Here is a 22,342-nt window from a genome sequence, read left to right as displayed (position 1 = left end):
AAAGGTTTTAATATGTTTCTTTATTATTGTTCCCCATTTTTAAAATGGAATTTTTTGGAATAAGGCTTAAGTACTGGTTATTGGCTGTAAGTAAATGTATAGAACCATGAGAAGGGTCAGGATGAGCAAAACCATTTTGTAAAAATCCTTCAGGGGAGCATGTGTTATCATAAGATAATGAATATCTTTCACATGGATCATTATTATCCCAGAAGCTAGAACAAAGAGAGATAGAAGGGATAATGGGATCTAAAAGCTTTAGGTAAATCGGATTATTTTTATGAGAAGAAGAAAAGAGAATTTTTTTAGTAATGTTATTGATTAGGGATGTGAATTGAGGATGTTCTTGTAAAAATTCATGAAATTTTAGCTGAACAGAAGGTATTTTTAATAAATTAGAGTAAAGAGCAGCGTGTTGATTATTAAAGTTATTCATTAAAAGGATTAAATTTTCATGTTCTTCATGACTCCAGGTCAGCATGTGAAGAACTTGGTCAGATATCTTATTAAAGCTTTGATTAAACATAATTAATGGATGATGAGGGTCTTTGTAGGCTTCAAGAAGATTTTTTGATTCAGTAGTTAAGAAAAGAGATAAAATCTGAGGCGTATCAATAAGAGAAGATATTTGATGATTATGCATTATATATTTTTGATGACTACTAAAAAAAGAAGTTTGAAAATCATGAAAAGCGTTTTCTAAAGCAGGGTTGGAGTGAAGAAATGATAAAGCTGTTGTGTAGGATGTGTTAAGAGATGAGGAGACCTTTAAGGCTATGCTTAGGGGTTGTTGTTTTTGGAGAAAGAAATTTTTCATGCAAGGATTTTGAAAAGTAGCATCAAGATTAATGGTTAAAGCTTTTAATATCAAATTACCTTGTTGAGAGATAGAGCTAGATGAAGAAGCATTATGAAGTATTTTTTTTGAAAATGGCTTAATAAAATTTAGTTCTTTAAGCAAGTTGATAATATTAGGGTCTTCTAATTTCAAAAAATCAGTAGCACGATAGCCTGCAAATTTGTGTAATTGCGTAGCATTTTGATGCCAGGATGTCATTAAAGGAGATTTTTCTAAAACATGAGGATGATAATTTAAGTACATATGTAAAGCTTGTTCTGTGGAAAGTTCACTAGGGATAGCTTGAGATGTAAATTCCTTAAAATCACTCCGTTCAATTATTTGCATGTATTTCGTATAAATGCCCTGAGTATTGCGAAGATGGTAAAAATCATATGCAAGAGGGTCTAAAAAGCCATCGCTGTTAGATGCTTCAATGCTTAGTTCTATATGTTTACTATGAGCAATAAAAAACTTATGAAAAAGAGGGTGATGGTTTCTATAGAATGGATAAGATTTTTCCATGCTTTGGTAAATACCCTTTAATATCATGGCTTTTTCTATAGAATCTTTTATTGAAGAAAGAGGGGTTGCAGGTGAGCATAGAAGAGGAGAGGATGATGCTGCGATGCTCTGGATAGCAGGGATCATACATTGATATTGATATGTCGTTAGAAACTTGTTGTATGAGTCATAATTTTTTCCAGCAGAGATGGGTAAAACAAGTTTTAAAAAACAAAAAGTTAATCCAGGAGTAGGAGCATGCTTTTTCATAAATTTTTGATAAAAAGAGCTTATGCAAGGATGAGATTGAAGTCGTTCATGTGCTTCATTAAACAAGGAAAAAATAACTTCATGGGTTAATAAATCTGCTTTTTGCGTCAAGTCTGTTAGAAAAGGAAATGTTGTAGAATCTAATGTCCAGCCAATAGGTTCTTTTATGATGGATAAGAGTAATTGTTCGATGTTAATATGAGGGTTGGTTTCTTTTACTGTTTTTTTCATGTGAAAATGATTTTTGAGTGCATTGCAAACGCTAGGTGTTTCTAGCAAAATTGACCAGAGTTGACCCATAAAATTGTTATCATTTGTTAATTCTTTAGGTAATACAGGGTTAGATGCAAATATTTTCTGATAATTAAAGAGAGAGAAAAGAGTTAAATATTTTATTAATACAGACATTTTTAGTGAATCTGGTGCTATATCTCTAATGATGAAATCTGCGCTTGGCATTTTTCTAAGGTCAGAAATATAAGTAGCAGATAAGTAACTAAGCTGAGCAGCTTCTGAGCTTGAAATTATGAATTCTTCTTGATGTAAAATTAATTGAGATATATCTGAAAATATATCAGGTTGACCAATTATGGATCGTTGAAAAATAGAAATGAGCCAAGAAGTAACAAGGGCAGGAAATACACTTAAATTATCTTGCAAAGGATGGTAAAGTAAAAATTCTTTATCAAGTCGAGAGATTTGAGTTCTAATTCTACATGCTTTTTCATGCTTAGAAGCTTTATGCATAAACCCAGCTAATTCTTTATTAGCATAATTGGAAAAATTAAAAATTTGGTCTCCTAGTAGAAGATCCTCTTCTATTTCTTCATCTTCTTTACAATAAAATAATTCAATTTCTTGAACAGAATTAGGACGGGTTTTATTGATAAAACGAGAGTAGGGAGCTCCAAAATTATCATTTGTAAAAAAATATCCACATAGGTGATGTCTGAATATATAGTGTATGAATAAAGGAATGCCCAAGGTTAGGATATGAAATACTATCGTACCAATGGTCTTAATGATTCTTAGGATGTTAGCGTCAATGGTAGTGTTCAGTAAGGAATGAAATACTGAAGAGCAAGGATAACTATAGGTTGAAGAGCATAGAGACATAGAAATGATTTTTAATTAAAATTTGACCAGCTGAGTAATGTCTGAGAAACGATACAGTATAAGAAATTTTTAAAATATAAAAATTTCTTATACAGATTGAAAATTAAAGCCATTTCTAATCATTAGGAAGGTCTTCATTATTTAATTTTTGAAAATTAGGAATTAAAGAGAAGTAATGATTATTAGCAGTTAGGATAGATGGAATTCCTTCACTTAATATTCTTTCTATAGAATAATTTGGAGTAATAAAGCCATGATTAGAAGTTATAATCTGAAAAAATTCATCATCTATAGCAATATCATCATCCCATGCGCCAATACAAAGAGAAACAGGGCTAAGATAAGAGGATAATGTGCGTAAATGAATAATGTTATTGTGATGGTTGTCTTCTAATAAAGCTTCTTGAATAGCGGTGTATATATGTGGAGTGAGTAAAGGATCACTTAAACACAAATTATTAAACGCTTCATGCATGGATGGGATGCTAAGTAAATGAGAAAATAGTAATGAATTTTTTTTATTAAAATGTTCCATGGCAATGATTAACATATCGTTTTCTTCCTTGCTCCAAGAAAGTTTTTGAAGAGTATTTTGGTAAAGGGTTTGATATTGGCTTAAAAACAAGGTTAAAGGATCATCAAGGTATGACAAAGCTTCTTCAATAAGTTCTGGAAAAGATTGTAGAAAAAGGAATAGTTGTTGATTTTCATCAATAAAGGATTTTGAAATACTATCATTTTTAAGATATATTTGTAGTTTACTTGAATAAGAGTTTTTAAAATTATTAAAAGCAATTAATATACTGGTATTTTCATTTAAATAATTGAAAGCATTTTTACATGTGATATGATCTAAAGGTGTTAATTGTACTAAGCGATTAAATTCATCTTGTTTGTTTATAAAAAAGCTTTCTGTAGATTTTTGAATGCATGTTGATTCAAGGGACATTACTAATGTTTGAAAAAGTATAGAGCCCTGAAAACTTGTAGAAGAGCTATTTTTAGCAAGATTTATTTGATCTTTATCAAAGAGAATAAGTTGGTTTAAAGTTGTAAGTAAGGATGTAATTATAGGTGCAGAAAGGTTGTCAAAGTATTTACTATTTAGAGAAGCTGTTTTATAAAGTTTTGAACTATTTTTATACCAATTTTTTAATGCAGGGATATTTTCTGTTAAATGAGGTCGATGAGATAGATAGATAAATAGTTGAAAAGGGATGCTAAGGTTTTTGATAATTGAAAGAGAAGAAAAAACCCTAAAGTCTTTAGTTTCCATTATCTCTAAATAAAGAGGGGTAATGCTTTCATGGATTAAAAGATGTCTTTGATAAATATATTCAGGAATAGCTTTATAAGAAAATACTGTTTCAAGAGTAGCATCTAATGCTGAGATATAAGAGCAGAAAAATGTACTGAATACAGGATGTGATTGGCTATATAATTCAGGATTTTGAAACATATCTGAATAAAGATTTTTCAGTAATATTATTTTATTTTGGGTAAATTTTAACTTAGCTAATTCGCCAGGTTTATCAAGTATTAAGGATGAAGGATCTGCTGTAAATTTATGTATGGATGGAATTAAAAAAGCTTTTTCATACGCTATTACAAAATCTTTCGAAGTTTTGTAATCTGTTTCAGAAAAGATTAAAGAACTAAATTGTTTTAAAAAGCAATACAATACACCAGGAGAAAAATCATTACGATTAAATGCGCTCTGAAATTTGTTGTAAAGGTTGAAACAAGCATGATTTTTTCTTAAACGCATATCTATGGATTTACCTAGAAAAGAGATATTAGAATCAATAATGCGATCAGTTTTTTCGATTAAATCTTTTAGAAAAGGAAAAACTTTAGGCAACAAGGGTAAGGCGTTAGGGATTTTAAATATAGATAAGATGAATGCTCTCTTATCGATAAAGGTATCATTATCTTCAGAAACATTTTGAGATGTAAAATATGATATAAAAGCAAAGCGAGTTTCAGCTTTTTCTATTAATTTAGACCATAGAGTACTTAAAAATAGATGATCATATGTTAATAATTCATTTTTAATATTTTTATTTTTTAAGAATATTATATATTTAAAGGTTGAAAATAATTTTAAATATCTTATGAAGATTTTCATGTGTTGATCATGATGGATCATTTCATAGATAATGGTTTCTTCTGTAGGGTATTCCATAGCTTGTGAAAGAAGATAACTGACTAGAGGATGTAGTTGATGAGCTTCTTCACAAGTGTTAAGAAATTCTGTAGCATTCAAAAAAGTTTCTTTAATATGTGTTAATGATGCTGTTTTGCCTAATCTTGCTTGTTTAGAAATAAATGATAACCAAGAAAAAATAAAAGCAGGAAAGATGCTTTGGCTGTCTTTTGGATAATGGCAGATAAGAAAATTTTCATCTAATAAATCAATTTGAACTTGTACTGTATGAGATTGGGAATAATAAATTTGTTTTTCTTGAAAAGCATTTTCATTTACTGATGTTTTTTTAATAATTCAGGAAAAGTTTTTAAAGCATAATAAGATAATGATAAAAAAATATTTTGCTTGCGATCAATTTGGTTTGCAAATTGGAAGCTATTTTTTTGGGTGGCAAAAGAAGCTATAAAAGGCCATATTGTAGAATTATGTTTTTTTTGAATTATTAATTGAGTTAATGGTTCTGGAGCTTGTGAATGTGGTATAGAATGAGGGAAATCAGGTTTTTGTATAGTTTTAGAGATATTAATGCTTAAGCTTTGGCAATGTTTAAAAATATACTGAAAGATTAAGGGAATGCCTAAAGTTAATATATGAAAAGCTATGATGCTGATGCGAACCAGCAATTCAACAGTTTTAGAATCATTTTTACAAGATTTTAATGGATGAAATAGTCCTAAAGAGCAAGTAGACGGGTAGAGAATAGGATTGATAGGCATAAGGTCAAAAAGTACATAGGTATAAAAATATATTTAGTTAAGGATCATAAATTAATCTGAAAGATATTTTTTTTTAAATAAGATTCATCTTTCGATAGTTGAGTAAGGACTCTCCTAAAGCAAATATTATCTGTATTTAATAAAAGAGATCTTTAGTGTATATGGGGAAAAGCTTTTAGAGAAAAAATATAATAATGTCAGATGAATCATGCATTTTTTTTGATCTTCTACATAAAATTTGCTTAATAAAGAAAGAGTTTATGGATGTGATAAGCAACAGTTAATTAATCAGCTTTTCTTAAAAATCAAAAAATAATATGTAAATTTATCTTTATGGTTTTGGAATAAGGCTCCAATAATGGTTATTGGCTTTTAGAATATGAATACCAGATCCTTTAGGATTAGGAGTCGCAAATCCTCCACCAATAAAGCCTCCATGTGTTCTAGCTAAATTATCTAAATGAGAAAGTTGGAAATCATATTGCGATTCCCAGGTTCCTTGGCAAACAGAAAATTCAACAAAATGTTTCAGTAATGCTTGTACATGGGAGGTTTCTCCCTGTCCTTCTGATTCAGTCATGGCTTGTATTATAATTTTCTTAAAAAGAGGTAATAAATTATCTACATGTCTTTTGAAGAAAGAATTTAAAGTCTTTCTTATAGGATTTAATTCTAAGTCAAAAGCACCCTCATTAGATTGGGCATTTAAAATTCTGATAAATAGGGAGTTAGAATTTGCGTCATTAAATGCCATCTGTATGGGAAGAGAAAGAATAAGATGTTCAGGTGAGGATGCATTATCTAAAGCCATTTCATATATAGATTGATATGCTTTTAGAAAAATAGATAATGGATTCTCAAGATTTATTTGCTCATAATTTTTAAGAAGGTCTGGATTAGATTTACAAAAGAAAAACAACTGTTGTTCTTCTGGGATAAATGCAGATAGACCTTCACGTGCAGAGATCAGTTGATCTACTTCTTCAGAGTGTTGAGAGTGATGACGAGACCATCTATGAAATCCAATTGCATCATCTTTAAGGAAATTAAAAGCATCTAGGTAACATTGTGGATTCCAATTTACTGCATTACATATTTCTAGTAATTTTTTATTTAATAATCGTTGTTGATTTTTAAAGTATGAGCTTAAAGAATATCCAGAGAAATCTGCTGCAGACAATGTTGTTTCTAATCGTGTTTGCATTGCATTAAATAGAAGCTGACTTTGTTTTTTTATATTAGGTAGTGCACTCACTTTATCTAGTAAAGTATTAGAAAATGGAGCCATTTGATTTATTACATTTAGAAGATTGTTAGTTACTTTATTTGGAGAGACTAAAAAGTCAGTAGTGTTTCTTTCTGCATATTGATTTAATCCTAAGGCTAATGTATACCATTCCATTAGTGGTTTAGAGATTGATAGAAAATGACTATTTCTTCTTAAAAATATAAATAATTGTTGCCTGATATTTAAATCTTTATGTAAGGGTAGCGCTTGAAATTGAGAAAATTCTAAATCTAAAAAAGTATTACCTTTTTGCAGATTTTTTAGATTTGGAAGAGGTGGATGCGTGTATTTTTGATATTGTTCTGCAGATAATTCTTTCATTTGAAAAGCCCCTTCGATAAGGCTTTCTAAATGATTAGCATGTGTTGTAAAAAAGCTTTTAAAAGGGCCTGTAAAGAAATTATAAAGATCAGAATTTAACTGAATATTTTTATAAATAAGTTCAAGAGTGTTGTGTTTTTCTAGCAAGGGTTTGAGAGAGAGGGCATTAATGGCTAATGCGTTTGCTGGATGTATATTTTGTTGAGGTATGGTTCTGATGATAGGTTTTAGGCATTTTTTTTGATAAAATGTCATAAATGCAGAGCATTTGGCTTGATCAGATGTAGTAGAAAATAAATATTGATGTGTTTGTAAAAAGCAGTAAAGTAACCCTTGGGAAAACGTATTATTGTTTTGCATGTTAACAGAGAATAAATCAAAAGATTGTTGTAATACAGGGTACTGTTTCATCATCTCCATAACATCTTTGTGCTTATCTTGTCCATTTGCTGATACTGAAATGGCATTTGCACTGTTAAGGATAGTATTTAATAAATCAGTAATGACAGAATCCATAAACCAGATTGATGGAGTGTGACATACTGTCATTAAGAAATCTTCCATTTCTATAGAGCTTTCAAAATTTGAAGTTGTTTGAAGTCCATCAAATTCATCGATAAGTAATGATCGAGTAATTGGATTTGCTTGAAGTTTGCTCCAAATACGAGCTAAAAAATCAGTATCACAAGATACAAGATCTGATAATAAACTTTCTGAATCTAAGTGTTCTGTATGCAGAAATGTAGATAAAAGTCTGAAGTAAGCTATTAATTTATCCATAGAGGGTTTGTGAAGAACAATAGCATCCATAATAGCTTGAGGACCGCCAAGAGTTCCGGCTTCCAAAAGCAGGTAAGCCACTTCTTGGCTTAATTTTTCTATAGAAGGATTTAATGTAATAAAATTTTGATGTTTTAAGATAAGATTAGAAGCATCCACAAAGGCATTTTCTTCTCCTAAGGACACTTTTTTTGCTAAAAAGTTAAGCCATGAGATAGTGAATGCGCGGAAGAAGCACATGCCATCTCCCAGTACTTGACAAATCAAAAAATCCTTATCTAAAATTTCTATTTGTTTTTGAACGATTTGTGCACGGACATTTTTATTTTGGGTCATGTCAGCGTCTAATGATAGGGGGATCATTAATCCTTTTAGATCGCTTTCAGCAAAATGTTTTACTGTATATGGGTAAGATCCAGAGAAATAACTATTGATAAAGGAAGTAATTTGATTATTTCTCATTTCAGAAAGCAGAGGATAAGAAGCAGAAGGAGCTATCTTTTTTTCATATAATGTAAGCATGTTTATGATGTCAGAAGAGAATTCTTTAGGAGAAATACGAGCTTGTCGTGCAATAAGGCTTAAAGCAATTGAGGGTCTATTTGGAGATGGAGTTTTATGTAATGAATTAGTGGATTGTGAGTCTGAATTTTTCGTTGAAACATCTTCTTCAAAATTTTCTGATAATGAAGATCTAGGGTTTATAGTTAATGGAGAATCAGCAGAGGGAATATCAAAAATGAAAGATGAAGATTCTATGTTTTGCATGGGCTGTCTAATTGGTGTTTTAGAGATAGTTTGAGAAGGGGATTGTTTGGAAATATAGCAAGCACATAATTGATGCTTCAGTACAGAGTGAATAAGTAAAGGAATACCAAGGGTTAATATATGAAATATAGTACTTCCTGCAGCATAAAGTATGCGGCCAGTTGTAGAGGTAATTCTCTTGTTCCAAATAGAATGAAATAATGGGGAAGAACAGGAAGTTTTACTGGGCACTAAGGTTGGATATGGTTCTTTAAGATTAAATAATGGTGAGGTCATATTATATGTATTTAAGATGGGTTAATCATTTTATTATAAGAAATTATTATTTAAATAATAATAATATCTTGGGTGAAAATTAATATTAGTTGTTAGAAGCATTAATTTAAATTTTCATAATATAAGATTTAACATGATTTTATAAAAAAATAATGAATGCTTATTCCGATAAGCCCCTAGGTATTAAGCTGTAGTAGTTATGATTGCCAGTGTACTCATGGAGAACATGAATGCCATCGTTTAATTTGGGAGTTGCAAAAGAATTTTGTATAAAACCATTACAAATTTTTGTTTTTTGTAATAAAGAAGGAGTTGCTGGAACATCTAGACTCCAAGTTGCTTCACAAAGGGCAAAAGGAGTGAAGTAGGAATTTAGTGTTGTTATACAAGATGTTATGTCTCTAAGATCTTCTGAGTAAAGTGCTTGTTTTATCATAGATAGGCAGCGTTGATTGTTGAGATGAGCATCTAAAAATTTCTTTACTCTTTCTTGTATAGGAGAGAGCTCTAGAAGAAGAGTGAATAATTTTGAAATGCGCTGGTTTACTAAATTCATTTCTTGATGAATAGTTTGGTTACTCCAAGATACTTCTTCCAAAGCTTTGATATAGATAGGATAATAATTATCCATAAATAAGACCAAAGGGTTATTTGGGTCTATTTGAGAGGTGTTTTCAAGAAGGTATGGATCAGTAAGAAGAAGAAGAAAGATTTGTTGTTCGCCAGACATTAATATTTGAGAAGGAGTATCTAAGTTAAAAATTTTTAGAACTTTATTAGAGTGCTCATTTACAAAAGTAGATACAATTTGTCGATATTCAGGGTTTGCATTTAAGTAATATTGAGCCTGAGCATAAATCATTGGATCACAAGGATATTTTTTTAAAATGGCTATTATTTTTTTTTGATGTTGAACAAAGAAAGAGTATAAAGGTGGTGATGAACAGGTAGATTCTAGATTTAGAAAAAGAGCATGGAAGATTTGAGCTTGTTTACTGGTTTTTTTTAAATTATCGATTGCTTGTATTTTTTTAATTGAAAAAGGTGTCATTTGGGTCATAATACTCAAAAGATGAGCAATTTCTATTTGATTAGGCTTTATTAAGTCTGAAGAGGTGATGGAAGCAAATGCATGTAATCTTGAGGCTAAATGATACCAATCTTGGATCAGTGGATGTTGATTTAAAAATTCTTCATGATTTTTTAAGAAAAACAATAATTGTTGTGAGGCAGAGAGAGTTTGCACGAAAGGATGTTCACAAAATTTATCAAACTGCATTGCAGTATGATGATCTTTGATATCTTCGCTGTGGATTTGTGGCGGCTGTTTATAAAGAGTAAGTACTTCTTTAGAAATAATATTTCTTTGATATGCTGAAAGAATCATATCTTCTAAATTTTTAGAATGAGTAACAAAAAATTTGGTGAATGCAGGATTAATATGATGGTACGCAGCATGGGATTTTAAAAAATTTTCATATACAGATTGTAAAAAAGAGGTTTCATCTAAAGATAAAATAAAATTTTGGAGATTAGCATTTTGAGGACAGAGAGAGTTAAATTCTTTTAAGGATAAGTTATTTATAAATGGATTTAAGCCTGTTAATTCATATTCAGAGATAAACGCAGAGAAAATTTTTTGATCTACTTTTGATGTTAGCAGTGGAAGATAGCTTTTCAAAAAACAAAACATAAAGCCAGGATCAGATTTATTTTTATGAAAAGCTTGAAGTTCTTGATTAAATGCTTTTAGTAAGGATGGATTTTTTTGAATAATATTAAAAGCAGTTTGGTGACTTAAGTCAATGTGTCCAGGAAGTAAGGGATTTATTTTTTTAATAATTTGATTTAAAAAAGAAAGAAAGTAAGGCTCAATTTTCCATCGAGCTGGTTGTTCTAAAAGAAGAAGAATAAAATTTTTACGAATTAATGGATTATTTTCAAGATTTTGAAAATGAGAGCCTTGTTTGATTTCTTTGAATAAAGGGATAGTTAATGATGTAGCTGCAAATTCTTTTTCTAATCGAGACCATAGACTATAGATTAGAGAAGGGGAGCTTTCCATGGTAGCTTCTATAAGTTCATTATTTGTAAGCATTTCTGTGTGAAGAAAATTGATTAAGGTTTGGAAATAATCTACAAGTAATTCCATATTAGGCTTATAAAAGGCAAGAAAGTTCATTACAGTTTTTATACCTTTCATTAACTTTAGCTCTTGTAGAAGGTTTACGACTGCCAGGCTTACCTTAGTTGCTTTAGGGTGGGATTGCATAAAAGCTTCATGAGCAATAATTTTTTGGATTTCATTGTCAAAGGCGTGTATTTTTCCTAAAGCAACTTTTTGAGCAAGAGAGATGATCCAAGAGATGATAAAAGCGCGGAAAAAATCTTTCTCATCATTTTTCTTTACTGTGCAAATAAAAAAGTGTTCATTAAGTAAAGAAATTTGTTTCTGAGCTATTTTCATAGCAAGATTAACGCTGATGTTATTATTTAGATTGTCTGAAAATCCAGGTAATGTTGTTAAAGCAAAGTAGGTTAAAGAATGAGGATAAGAGCAGGTAAAATAAGGGTTAATAGTAAAATTATTAAGGCTTTTATTTCTTTTGCAGAAGAAAGAGTATGTGTGTTTAGGGGCTTGGTTGCTTTCGTATAATTTTGCCATATCTGATAAAGATTTTTGAAAAAGCTGATGAGATATAGGTTTTTTTGGGGTGGGTAGAAGAGATTCAAAGTTAGTTGTTTCTTCTGTCTCATGTATAGAGGGGGAGTGTTTTAAGAATTTTTTTATGTTGCTAAATGATTGAGGTGAACTGCTGTGATCATTAATTATTTGAGTTGATGGCGTAGGAGGGGAGAATTTGTTAAGACAGGAAATTTTGGAATTGCAATTCAATAGGATATCATGTTTATCAAGATAATGAATCAGTATGGGAATCCCTAAGGTGATTACATGAAAAAATATAGCTCCAATAGCATACATAATTCGAGCTGCTGTAGAACTTATCTTTACATTCCATAAAGTATGAAAAAATGAATTAGCACATTTTTGAGAAGAACAAGGATGGGCGGCAGGTCGAGGGGGATATGGTTGAATTGATTCTGGCATAATTATTTTAAATATATTAAGCATAAAAAAAATTTATTCATAGTTTTATTAAACTATAGAATAGTTTTAAAAATATATATAAATATTTTTAATAGCACGATTAAAAAAAAATATTACTAACGTAAGAAAAAAATATATTTTTAAAACAGTGAAATTTGTAGATTGGTTGCACATTTTATTGACCATCACCTATTGCAGCAAACCTTATGAGCACTACAATTTCAATGGAGCAAGGGACTCCTCCTCCTCCCCCTCCTATAGACAGAGAGGCTTCTAGAAGACCTCCTTCTAGCCTTAGACGTTTTGATGGATTAAATGAATGCCAAAAAGAATTGATAACAGCGATTTTAATGTTATTGGGTCTTTTAGGGTTTGCTTGCGCGATCACCTGTTTTGTTATTAATCCTTTTCATCTGCAGAAAAATAATCAACAGACTGTTGCAACTGTAGCTTCTACGCATTCTTGTCAAGCATCTGCAGGCTATGGCATGGGGATGGGAGTAGTTTCTGTTATGGCTGGTGGTGTTGCCTTGGGTCGTCTTTTAAGAAGTTGGCTAATAAGGAGAAGAATTATAAAGGTTGTTACAAGAGCTAATCAAGGAGATGAAGTAGATGGCATTTCCAATGGTTTGATGGTAAGAAGAGTTCGATTTCATGAAGGAGTATGGACTTTACCACAATGTTGTACTCGATTAGTGCGTCGTTATACCAGAGGATGTATTGGAAGTGGTGCAGTGTTATATGGTGTTACTTCTTTGGTGATGGGGATATTGTGCGCTTTGTGTCAGGTTCGAACTTATTGTGACATTCCATTGCATGGCATGAGTAATCAGGTAAATTCCTCATTTACAGAGTGTTCTGGTAATAACTTTACAAACACAGTCTTTTATGGAAATGAAACAGTAGTTCCTCCTGCTTGCATCATAAATAATTGCGTTGTTATTTCTTCTCTTGATTTAATGACTGCTGTAGTCTGTCTTAGCGCAGGATTGTACTTATGCATACGTCCTAATTTTCCACTAGAATCAGCCCCATTAGTGCCAGAACAGAGTTCTAGAATTTCATTTATTCAATTGGAGGATACAAAAATTTCAGAAGTGATTGAACAGGATGAGCATGGTGATTCAGTTGATCCAGAAAGATTAGGAACTATTTCTCAAAGATCTCGATTAAGAGAGGTAGATAAGAGGAGGCGTATTCATCTAGAAGTTAAGAATGGTGTTGTTGTAGAGAAAAAAAAGAAGCGCTCTAAAAGAAGTAAATAAGGTCAGGTATCAATACGATTCGATAATTGAGAAGAAGGAGCATAGTAAAAATAGAAAACCAAATGATAAGGAAGATTTGATTTTATAGATAAAAAGAAGAGATGAAAAACACAATTAAATTAATTTAGGGATAATAAGTTTAATCAGATATACTTTGTCTGTATAACATTAAATATTTATTAAGAAATAAATATATATTTATTTTTGTAATTGATGCAGATGGATAAAAAATAGGTTAGAAACTATGGAGACAATAAAAAATGTTAAGCACATCTAGTATAAAAAATACTTCAAAAAGCTTCCATAGTTGTTTATCATCTCGTAATACACAAAGATATTTGATGCTTAGCTTAATAATTTCAGTTGTTATGTTGGGATTATTTTTGATTAGTTCTGTACTTTTAAGAGGTACTCTATTAGGGGAGATATTAATAGGGGCGGTCTTTTTTTCTTTAGTTTCCATTTTGATTTATAGTTGCTTATATACTCTATCCTGTAAGAGGCGCACAAAAGAGGAGGCAATTCTTGCTTTAGAAGTAGAAAAATTTATTCTCTCTAGTGGGGTTAATAAAAAAATTATTCGAAAGGATAAAAACAATCAAGTATTGCTCAATGCTACATTAAGCAAGCTGAATACTGCTGATGAGCAAGTTTTAAAGCAGCTATATAATGCAGATAAAGGCCAGCAATTTATGGCCAAATTTTTACCTCATATTTTGGTGAAATTTGAAAAAACACCAGCTATTCCTTTAGTAATTCTTTCCCCTGAAGAACAGCTGCATAAATTTTGCTTAGCAGTAATGAAGACAACATCTTTAGATGTGTTTAAAAGGGATTTCCAGGGTCTTACATCTCCTGATCAAGAAAATATTCATGGCTTAACTCCTATGTGGTATGCCATAGGATTTGGTAATATATCAGCTATTCAATTTTTATTAGATAATGGAGCCAATATTAATTGGCAGCATCCATCATCTAGATATTCTTTGCTACATTATGCTGTAGAGAAGGGTGATAATCAAATTATTAAAGAATTGATTAGTCGTGGAGCTGATCATAGTATTAGAGACGCATTAAAAAGAAATATATTACATCAAGCTATAGACTTGCATGATATAGAGATCAGTAAGTTGTTGATCAGGCTTGGAATATCCATTGTAGCTCAAGATATTAGGTGGGTAACGCCTTTTGTTCAAATATTTTTACAAAGGAAAGATGTTAATTTAGCAAAAGAGTGCTGGAATGAAATGACAGCTGATCAAAAAGTTATGGCAGTATCATTTGTGCATGATAGTGGAGAGACCCTTTTACACTTAGCTAGTAAAAATGGATGGATTGATTTCATTATTTGGTTTATTGACATGGGCATTAATGTTAATGCGCAAACTCAATTAGGTGTGACGCCTTTAATGGCTGCTGCAGCAGAAAATCAAATTAAGTCAGTAACAACATTGTTGCAATATAATGCTAATCAGAGTGTATGGGATTCACTGTTTCGCTCTGCATATGATTTATGTTCCCCAAAATCCTCTCTTAAAAAGATTTTATCTCCACAAAAAGGCGAAAGGATGGAGAAAATTGCAGACAATGAATTGCATATGTCTCTTTTATTGGGTAAAGCTGATGAATATGTAAAAAATCTTTTAATACTATCCCCAGCTTTATTAGGGCAGCGAAATGATTATGGAAGGACGCCATTGTTTTATGCTGCAATTTATGGTGATCAAGACCTAATTAATCTCTTGCTTAATCAAGGAGCGAATATTTTTCTAAGGGATCAAGTTGGCATGACAGCAGCTTTTTATGCGTTAGTAGAATCAAAAGTAGAGAATTACCAGCTTTTGATAAATCATCAAAATCATTATGGAAAAGATGCTGTAGATGGCATGTTATCTGAATTGTTTATTGAAAATGAAGATCTATTACAATTGCGAGAATATCAAAAACTTGTGCCATTAATTCGCTCAAAAAAAACAGATGATTTATTGGCAATAATTTATCAAGATTTATTATTTAGTGATGTTGTTGATTTATTGGATGTGCATTTGCATACCCAGTTATTTTATGCGATAATGGATCAGGATTTAGAAAAATGTAAACTATTAGTTCATGCTGGTGCAGAAGTATTAATTGCTCAAGGACCAAGACAAGAAAGTGTTTATCATTATATTGTTAAAAAAAATCATTTAACTATATTAGATTTTATTTGTTCTCCTGCAATGCAACAGATTCTTAATATTCCAAATAAAACTTTCTTAAATATTTCTTCTGCTTATGGTGAATCTTTGATGCATATAGCCGCACAATGTGGTCATCTAGAAATGTTAAGAAAGTTGTACAGGCTAGGATTTTCTGTTCAGGATATTGACTATTTAGGTGATACTCCTTTAGTGCATGCTAAAAGGTTTGGTCATAATGAAATAGAAGAGCAAATTAATATTTGGACAGTTAATGTAGGGTACTATACTTGTCATACAGGGTTATCTAATAATTAATCTATAGAAGATTAAAAATTAAATATTTACACTCTGCTTTCTTGCATAAATATTCTAAGCATTTCCTCATCACTGCTTGTTGATGGTGGGTGAACATGAATAGGTGTAGTTTCTGGCGAAGACAGTTGGGGTAAAGGGTATTCAGCATATGCAGGAGGTGCTTCTAGGCTTAATGGTGCTGAGGTAAGGTTTCTTGATAGATGATTAGAAGAAATTGTCATTAGTTCATATTCAGGAGGAGGACACAGAGATTGGAATTGAGGTAATGATAGCGAAATGTTTGCAGGAACTTCTATTGCATGCAAAGCAACAAAGTATCTAGTTAGGGTGTGTACTGAAGATAATATTATGGCTAATGTACTTTGGTTATGGAATCCCCTGAGAGGGTGACTAATTTCATATATTTGAGATGTTAGATTACTCAACTCTTCACAAATCTCTGGACTATATAGATTAGAGCTTTGCATTAAAATATTTTCTAAGCATGAGATTCTAACTATAGCTTGCTGCAGGAGAACACCAATTTCAAGATCTTCAGCATGTATATCATCGGGCGCGCTTGTCATAGACATTTCTAAGATACTAGCTACGAGAGAATCTAGTTGGCTGAGCATATTAATTATTTGTGTTGATGGATAGAGTCTTTGACTTCTGAGGGAGTTTAATTCTATTTCTGTTTCTTCTTGAGGTATTATGGGGATAAGTTCTATAGCTTGAGGGGGTATTGGGAGGTCATTAGATAATAAAATGAATAACAAGTCTTTTACAGCGAACAAGGTATAGCCAGCTCCAAGTAAAGCTGATGTAAGGCCAATAAGAGAGCATGCTGTAGTGTTTTGTTCTTTTTTTGACTTGTTTTCAATAAGACAAGCTATAATCATTAAGGCATTAATCAAAACTGTAGATGAAAGAAATAGTGATTGAGTAAAACTCACACAAATTTTTTTGTAGCTGCTTCTAGGACCGCCTTTAAATAATGAAAAGCAAAAGGTAATGCTTAATTTATACACAATGCCAATGCTCATTAGGGTGGAAGTGGCTATCCCAGGTATGCATCTAATTAGGTTGCCTTGATGATCATCAGTGGATGAAGAGCGAGGAAGTTCAGGTAAACAAAGAAGACAATGATTACATAACTTATCTGCGCACAGGCCTGTTACGCCTAGAATTATAGAGCCAGTAATTCCTAGAATTTTTAAAGTATTTTTTTTCATATTGTTTAAAGCTTCTGTAGGTGATGAGGGAGCTCTTAATCCAACAGAATTTAATATATGATTGATTTGTAGCATGATATAGGTATGGATTGATGAGTTTAAAATAAATTTATTTTTATTTTCTAATATGGTTTTTTATAACATTAATTAATTTATAGCATATTAAAGATTGAATATTTATACGCTACTTTCTCGCATAAATATTCTAAGCATTTCTTCATCATCATCGCTTGTTGATGGTGTGCGAGAATGAATAGGTGTAGTTTCTGGCGAAGAAAGTTGAGGTACAGGGTATTCAGCATATGCAGGAGGTGCTTCTAGGTTTAATGGGGCTGAGGTAAGACCTCTTGATAGGTGATTAGGAGAAGTTGTCATTAGTGCATATTTGGGAGGAGGACACAGAGATTGGAATTGAGGTAGTGATAGCAGAATGTTTGCAGGAACCTCGATTGCATGCAAAGCAACAAAGCGTCTAGTTAGAGTGTGTGCTAAGGATAACATTATGGCTAATGTACTGTGGTTATGGAATCCTCTGAGAGGGCGATTAATTCTACATATTTGAGATGCTAGATTATCTAATTCTTCAAAAATCTCTGGACTATATAAATTAGAGTTTTGCATTAAAATATTTTCCATGAATGAGATTTTAAGTATAGCTTGCTGTAGGAGAAGATCAATTTCACTATCTCCATTATCAGGCGTGCTTGTCATAGATATTTCTAAGATACTAGATACAAGAGAATCTAATTGGCTAAGTGTATTAATTATTTGTGTTGTTGGATAGAGTCTTCGACTTCTGAGGGGGGTTAATTCTATTTCTGTTTCTTCTTGAGGTATGATGGGGATAAGTTCTATAGCTGGAGGGGTAATGAGTTGGTTTTTAGGAAATATGATTAACAAAAATTCTCTAAAAGCAAACAAGATATACCCACCTCCAAGCAAGGTTGATATAAAACCAACCAAAGAACATGCTTTAGTTTCGCTGTTTGATGCTAAACTTACTTTAAATAAACAAGCCATAGCTATCGAAGAAGAACCCATAGCAATCGATGAAAGAAAAATTGATTTAGTAACAACCCAACAAATTTTTTTATAATTTTTACTGTTTATTTGTTTAAAGAATGAAAAGAAAGAAGTGTATCCGAGTATGTATATAATTCCTATGGTCATTATGGAGCTAGGGGCTATTCCAATTGTGCACCAATTTCTGATAACTACATGGGAAGGAGTGGTGGTGTTAGGAGATGCAGGTAAACAAAGAAGACAATGATTGCATAACTTATCTGAGTAAAGGCCTGCTGCACCTAGAATTATAGCGCCAGTAATTCCTAGAAGTTTTAAAGTATTTTTTTTCATATTGTATAAAGCTTCTGTGGATGAGGAGGGAGCTCTTAACCCTACATAACTTAATATATGATTGATTTGTAACATGAGAGAATTATGGATTAAATAATTTAAAAAATATTAGTAGAGTTTTCTTTTAAAATCATATCTTTTTAAGATGTTTTATTACAATTATTAATAACTTAGAAAGATGTTGTAGCTATTTCAGAATTTTCTTCATATGATGGTGGAGAGGCTAAGTATAGTGAAGGCAATGTAAGTACAGTTGAAGTATTCATTGAGCTAGTCTGTTTTTCTGTATATTCAGGAGGAGGGCAAAGAGCTTGAAATGAAGGTAATGCGAGTCTAATCTCTATTGGCACTGTTATTGGATGAAGAGCAACAAGATTTCTAATTAAGGTGTGTAGTTTTCCTAGGATGGTGGATATGGAAATAATATTGTGTTCTAGTTGAAGTGGAAATATTATACTCTTTGACATAACAGATAATTCATTGATTTCTAATAGAAAATATTGTCCATAGTGAGCTAATTTTCTAAGAAAAATAGAGTCTATTTTTTGAAATAAGAGAAGAGCCTTATTTAATATTAACTGAACATCTTCTTCTATCATAATAGAATCATCGATGGCATGGTTTAAGAGATGAGAAAAAATTTGATCTACTTGTCCAAGTAAATCTAATAATTCTGTTGTAACAGGTTGTTGGGGATGGTCTATTTCTTCTTCTAATGGAGTTAAGAGGGTAATTTCAATAGGTTCTGGAAGAGCTGGTAGATTTATAGGAAGTAGAATAGATAACAAGTCATTACAGGTAAATAATATAAGGCTACTTCCGGTTAAAGCTGCCATAGGACTAGTAAGAGAGCATGCGGTAGTGTTTAAGTATATTTCGAAGAAGGTTTGAATGATACAAGTTGTTGTTATTGAAGCATTAATAACAACTATACTGAGAAAAAAGACTCCTTTAGTCAAGTTCCAATAAGTTTTTTTCAAATTTTTTCTAAATGTTGGTTTAAGCGCTAGGGTGAAAGAGGAAATGCCTAATCCATTCACAATTATACAGCATACAGCGTTATAAGAAGCTATTCCAATTATGCAGTCAGTACTGAGATTTACAGAAGGAGGAGTAGTAGTAGATTTAGTTAAATGATTACATAACTTATTTGCAAAAATGCCAACTATGCCCAAAGCTATAGTGCTAGTAATTGCTATAATTTTGCCGATATTTTTTTGAATATTTTTTAAAGCTTCTCTAGGTGAGGAAGGGGCTCTTAACCCTATATAATTTAATATACGATTGATTTGTAACATGAGAGAATTATGGATTAAATAATTTAAAAAAAATATTAATATAGATTTTTTGTAAATCATATCTTTGTAAGATGTTTTATTACAATTATTAATAACTTAGAAAGATGTTGTGGCTGTTTCAGAATGTTCTTCATATGATGGTGGAGAGACTAAGTGCAGTGAAGGCAATGTAAGTACGGTTGAAGTATTCATTGAGCTAGTCTGTTCTTCTGTATATTCAGGAGGAGGGCAAAGAGCTTGAAATGAAGGTAATGCGAGTCGAATCTCTGTTGGCACTTCTATTGGATGAAGAGCAACAAGATCTCTAATTAAGGTGTGCAGTTTTCCTAGGATGGTGGATATAGAAGTAATATTGTGTTCTAGTTGAAGTGGACCTATTATATTTTTTAAAATAAGAAATAATTCATTGATTGCCAATAGAAAAGATGGCCCATAATGAGATAATTTTCTAAGAAAAATAGAATCTATTTTTTGAAGTAAGAGCAGAGCTTTATTTAACATTGACTGAACATCATCTTCTATCATAGGAAAATGTTCGATGGCATGGTCTAAGAGATGAGAAAAAATTTGATCTACTTGTCCAAGTAAATCTAATAATTCTGTTGTAATAGGTTGGAGGGGATGGTCTATTTCTTCTTCTAATGGATTTAAGAGGGTCATTTCAATAGGTTCTTGAAAAACTGGTAAATTTATAGGAAGTAGAACAGATAACAAGTCATTACAAAAAAATAAGATAAGCCCACTTCCAAATAAAGCTGACATAAGACCAGTAAGAGAGCAAGCTGTAGTGCTTATGTCTGTGGGGAGTTTGTTTTGACCAAGACAAGCTATGGCTATTGAAGAATTTATAGTAACTATAGTTACAAGAAAGATTGATTTAGAGAAAGCGTAACAAGTTTTTTTGAAATTTTTTCTGCGTGCGTGTTTCAATAATGAAAAGCAAGAATTCTGGTTTAATGTGTATACAATTAGCATACATACTGTAGTAGAAATGCCTATTCCAGGTACGCATTTTGTTCTGTGATCGTTATAAGAAATGGATGAATTTTTAGCAGATTTAGGTAAACAAAGAAGACAATGATTGCATAACCTATCTGCATATATGCCAAGCGTTCCCACAATTATAGCGACAGTAATTTCTATAAGTTTTGCAGTATTTTGTTTTATATTGTGAACAGCTTCTCTAAGTGAAGAGGGAGTGCTTAACCCTACATAATTTAATATATGATTTATTTGCAGCATGAGAAAAATTATGAATTAACTAAGGTAAAATATACATAGTATTTCATGGATCATAACTGTGGAAGAGATTTCCTTACAATTATTAATACCTCAGAAAGATGTGACAGCTGTTTCATAATGTTCTTCATATGATGGTGGGGAGGCTAAATATAGAGGGTGGGATGTAGGTATGATTGAAATATTTATTGTAGTAGTGTTTTCTTCTGTATATTCAGGAGGAGGGCAAAGAGCTTGAAAGGAAGGTAATGCGAGTCGAATTTCTCTTGGTAATGCTATTGGATGAAGAGCAACAAGATCTCTAATTAAGGTGTGTATTTTTCCTAGGATGGTGGATATAGCAGTAATATTGTGTTCTAGTTGAATTGGAGTTATTATATTTTTTGAAATGAGATATAATTCATTGATTTTTAAGAGAAAACATTCTTCATAGTTAGCTAATCTTATAAGAAAAATAGAGTTTATTTTTTGAAGTAAGTACAGAGCTTTATTTAACATTAATTCAACATCTTCGTCTATAATAGTATCATCATTTAAGGCCTTGTCTAGGAGATGAGAAAAAATTTGGTCGACTCGTCCTAGTAGATCTAATAATTGTGTTGTAGTTGGTTGTAGGGGATGGTCTATTTCCGTTCTTAAGGGAGTTATGAGGGTCATTTCAATAGGTTCTGGAAGAGCTGGTAGGTTAGTAGAAAATAGAAGGAAGAACAATTCGTTAAAAGAAAATAAGATATACCCACTTCCAAGTAAAGCTGACATAAGACCAGTAAGAGAGCATGCCATAGGTTTTCCTATTGTGGTGCTTTTGCTTTCAATTATACATGCTATAGTCAGCGAAGAATTTATAATAACTACACTTAAAAGAAAGATTGATTTAGTGAGACGCCAACAATTTTTTCTATGCGTGTATTTACAACATGAAAAGAAAGAGTTAGGGTTTAATTTATACACAATTACTGTACATATTATGCTAGACATGGCTATTCCATGTGCGCATTTGTTGCTGAGAGATAGTAAAGAAGGGGATAAAGCATTATTAGATTCTGGGAAACAAAGAAGACAGTCATTGCATAATGTATCTGAATAAAGGGCTAAGCTGCCTATAATTAAAGCGCTAGCAATTTCTATAAATTTTAAAGTATTTTGTTTTATGTTGCGCAAAGCTTCTCTAGGCGAAGAGGGGGCCCTTAACCCTGCATAACTTAATATATGATTGATTTGTAGCATGATAAAAATGATGAATTAATTAAATTAAAATGACTTTTTCTGTTGTTAAGAAC

At 31.6% G+C, this 22,342-nt stretch carries 12 protein-coding genes; 2 read left to right on the top strand and 10 right to left on the bottom strand.

What is annotated here, in order from left to right; genetic code table 11:
- Positions 1 to 7: 7 nt before the first annotated feature.
- The 5 genes from CLAVI_RS02665 to CLAVI_RS02645 all read right to left on the bottom strand — a co-directional run bounded on the left by CLAVI_RS02665 (position 8) and on the right by CLAVI_RS02645 (position 12,195).
- Positions 8 to 2,728 (bottom strand): hypothetical protein, encoded by a 2,721-nt coding sequence (locus tag CLAVI_RS02665; protein WP_194844052.1) that lies wholly within the window; start codon positions 2,726 to 2,728, stop codon positions 8 to 10.
- Between the two features lie 115 nt (positions 2,729 to 2,843).
- Positions 2,844 to 4,994 carry a hypothetical protein gene (locus CLAVI_RS02660; protein ID WP_194844051.1) on the bottom strand — a complete coding sequence of 717 codons (2,151 nt, stop codon included), beginning with the start codon at positions 4,992 to 4,994 and terminating at the stop codon, positions 2,844 to 2,846.
- Positions 4,995 to 5,209: 215 nt separating this feature from the next.
- A complete protein-coding gene (locus CLAVI_RS02655) occupies positions 5,210 to 5,653 on the bottom strand; it encodes a hypothetical protein (protein WP_194844050.1) in 444 nt (147 codons plus the stop codon).
- Between the two features lie 331 nt (positions 5,654 to 5,984).
- The gene (locus tag CLAVI_RS02650; protein WP_194844049.1) at positions 5,985 to 9,086 is read right to left on the bottom strand and encodes an OTU domain-containing protein; all 3,102 of its coding nucleotides are present in this window, start codon (positions 9,084 to 9,086) and stop codon (positions 5,985 to 5,987) included.
- Positions 9,087 to 9,246: 160 nt separating this feature from the next.
- Positions 9,247 to 12,195, bottom strand: a complete 2,949-nt coding sequence (locus CLAVI_RS02645; RefSeq protein WP_194844048.1) for a hypothetical protein — start codon at positions 12,193 to 12,195, stop codon at positions 9,247 to 9,249.
- A gap of 206 nt (positions 12,196 to 12,401) precedes the next feature.
- Between CLAVI_RS02645 and CLAVI_RS02640 the strand changes: the two genes are divergently transcribed.
- Both CLAVI_RS02640 and CLAVI_RS02635 read left to right on the top strand, forming a co-directional pair.
- Positions 12,402 to 13,460 (top strand): hypothetical protein, encoded by a 1,059-nt coding sequence (locus tag CLAVI_RS02640; protein WP_194844047.1) that lies wholly within the window; start codon positions 12,402 to 12,404, stop codon positions 13,458 to 13,460.
- A 260-nt stretch (positions 13,461 to 13,720) separates the two neighbouring features.
- A complete protein-coding gene (locus tag CLAVI_RS02635; RefSeq protein WP_194844046.1) occupies positions 13,721 to 15,955 on the top strand; it encodes an ankyrin repeat domain-containing protein in 2,235 nt (744 codons plus the stop codon).
- Between the two features lie 26 nt (positions 15,956 to 15,981).
- Here the strand turns inward: CLAVI_RS02635 and CLAVI_RS02630 are convergent, their stop codons facing one another.
- From CLAVI_RS02630 to CLAVI_RS02610, 5 genes are all read right to left on the bottom strand, one after another.
- Positions 15,982 to 17,244: a hypothetical protein gene (locus tag CLAVI_RS02630; protein ID WP_194844045.1), complete on the bottom strand. Its 1,263-nt coding sequence runs from the start codon at positions 17,242 to 17,244 to the stop codon at positions 15,982 to 15,984.
- A 102-nt stretch (positions 17,245 to 17,346) separates the two neighbouring features.
- Positions 17,347 to 18,600 (bottom strand): hypothetical protein, encoded by a 1,254-nt coding sequence (locus tag CLAVI_RS02625; RefSeq protein WP_194844044.1) that lies wholly within the window; start codon positions 18,598 to 18,600, stop codon positions 17,347 to 17,349.
- Positions 18,601 to 18,695: 95 nt separating this feature from the next.
- Entirely contained in the window at positions 18,696 to 19,823 is a 1,128-nt protein-coding gene (locus tag CLAVI_RS02620) for a hypothetical protein (protein ID WP_194844043.1), read from the bottom strand.
- 96 nt (positions 19,824 to 19,919) lie between these two features.
- Positions 19,920 to 21,065, bottom strand: a complete 1,146-nt coding sequence (locus CLAVI_RS02615) for a hypothetical protein (RefSeq protein WP_194844042.1) — start codon at positions 21,063 to 21,065, stop codon at positions 19,920 to 19,922.
- 90 nt (positions 21,066 to 21,155) lie between these two features.
- Positions 21,156 to 22,289, bottom strand: a complete 1,134-nt coding sequence (locus tag CLAVI_RS02610) for a hypothetical protein (RefSeq protein ID WP_194844041.1) — start codon at positions 22,287 to 22,289, stop codon at positions 21,156 to 21,158.
- Between the last annotated feature and the right edge of the window lie 53 nt (positions 22,290 to 22,342).

The organism is Candidatus Clavichlamydia salmonicola (assembly GCF_015356765.1).
In the GTDB taxonomy this organism is placed as follows: domain Bacteria; phylum Chlamydiota; class Chlamydiia; order Chlamydiales; family Chlamydiaceae; genus Clavichlamydia; species Clavichlamydia salmonicola.
The sequence above is the reverse complement of the archived record's forward strand: the minus strand, read 5'-3'. Positions and strand labels throughout refer to the sequence as shown.

Coding starts and splice junctions, on each gene's coding strand:
- CLAVI_RS02615 (WP_194844042.1), bottom strand. CDS start 21,065: ATGCTGCAAATAAATCATATATTAAATTATGTAGGGTTAAGCACTCCC.
- CLAVI_RS02645 (WP_194844048.1), bottom strand. CDS start 12,195: ATGCCAGAATCAATTCAACCATATCCCCCTCGACCTGCCGCCCATCCT.
- CLAVI_RS02610 (WP_194844041.1), bottom strand. CDS start 22,289: ATGCTACAAATCAATCATATATTAAGTTATGCAGGGTTAAGGGCCCCC.
- CLAVI_RS02625 (WP_194844044.1), bottom strand. CDS start 18,600: ATGTTACAAATCAATCATATATTAAGTTATGTAGGGTTAAGAGCTCCC.
- CLAVI_RS02620 (WP_194844043.1), bottom strand. CDS start 19,823: ATGTTACAAATCAATCGTATATTAAATTATATAGGGTTAAGAGCCCCT.
- CLAVI_RS02650 (WP_194844049.1), bottom strand. CDS start 9,086: ATGACCTCACCATTATTTAATCTTAAAGAACCATATCCAACCTTAGTG.
- CLAVI_RS02665 (WP_194844052.1), bottom strand. CDS start 2,728: ATGTCTCTATGCTCTTCAACCTATAGTTATCCTTGCTCTTCAGTATTT.
- CLAVI_RS02635 (WP_194844046.1), top strand. CDS start 13,721: ATGTTAAGCACATCTAGTATAAAAAATACTTCAAAAAGCTTCCATAGT.
- CLAVI_RS02655 (WP_194844050.1), bottom strand. CDS start 5,653: ATGCCTATCAATCCTATTCTCTACCCGTCTACTTGCTCTTTAGGACTA.
- CLAVI_RS02640 (WP_194844047.1), top strand. CDS start 12,402: ATGAGCACTACAATTTCAATGGAGCAAGGGACTCCTCCTCCTCCCCCT.
- CLAVI_RS02630 (WP_194844045.1), bottom strand. CDS start 17,244: ATGCTACAAATCAATCATATATTAAATTCTGTTGGATTAAGAGCTCCC.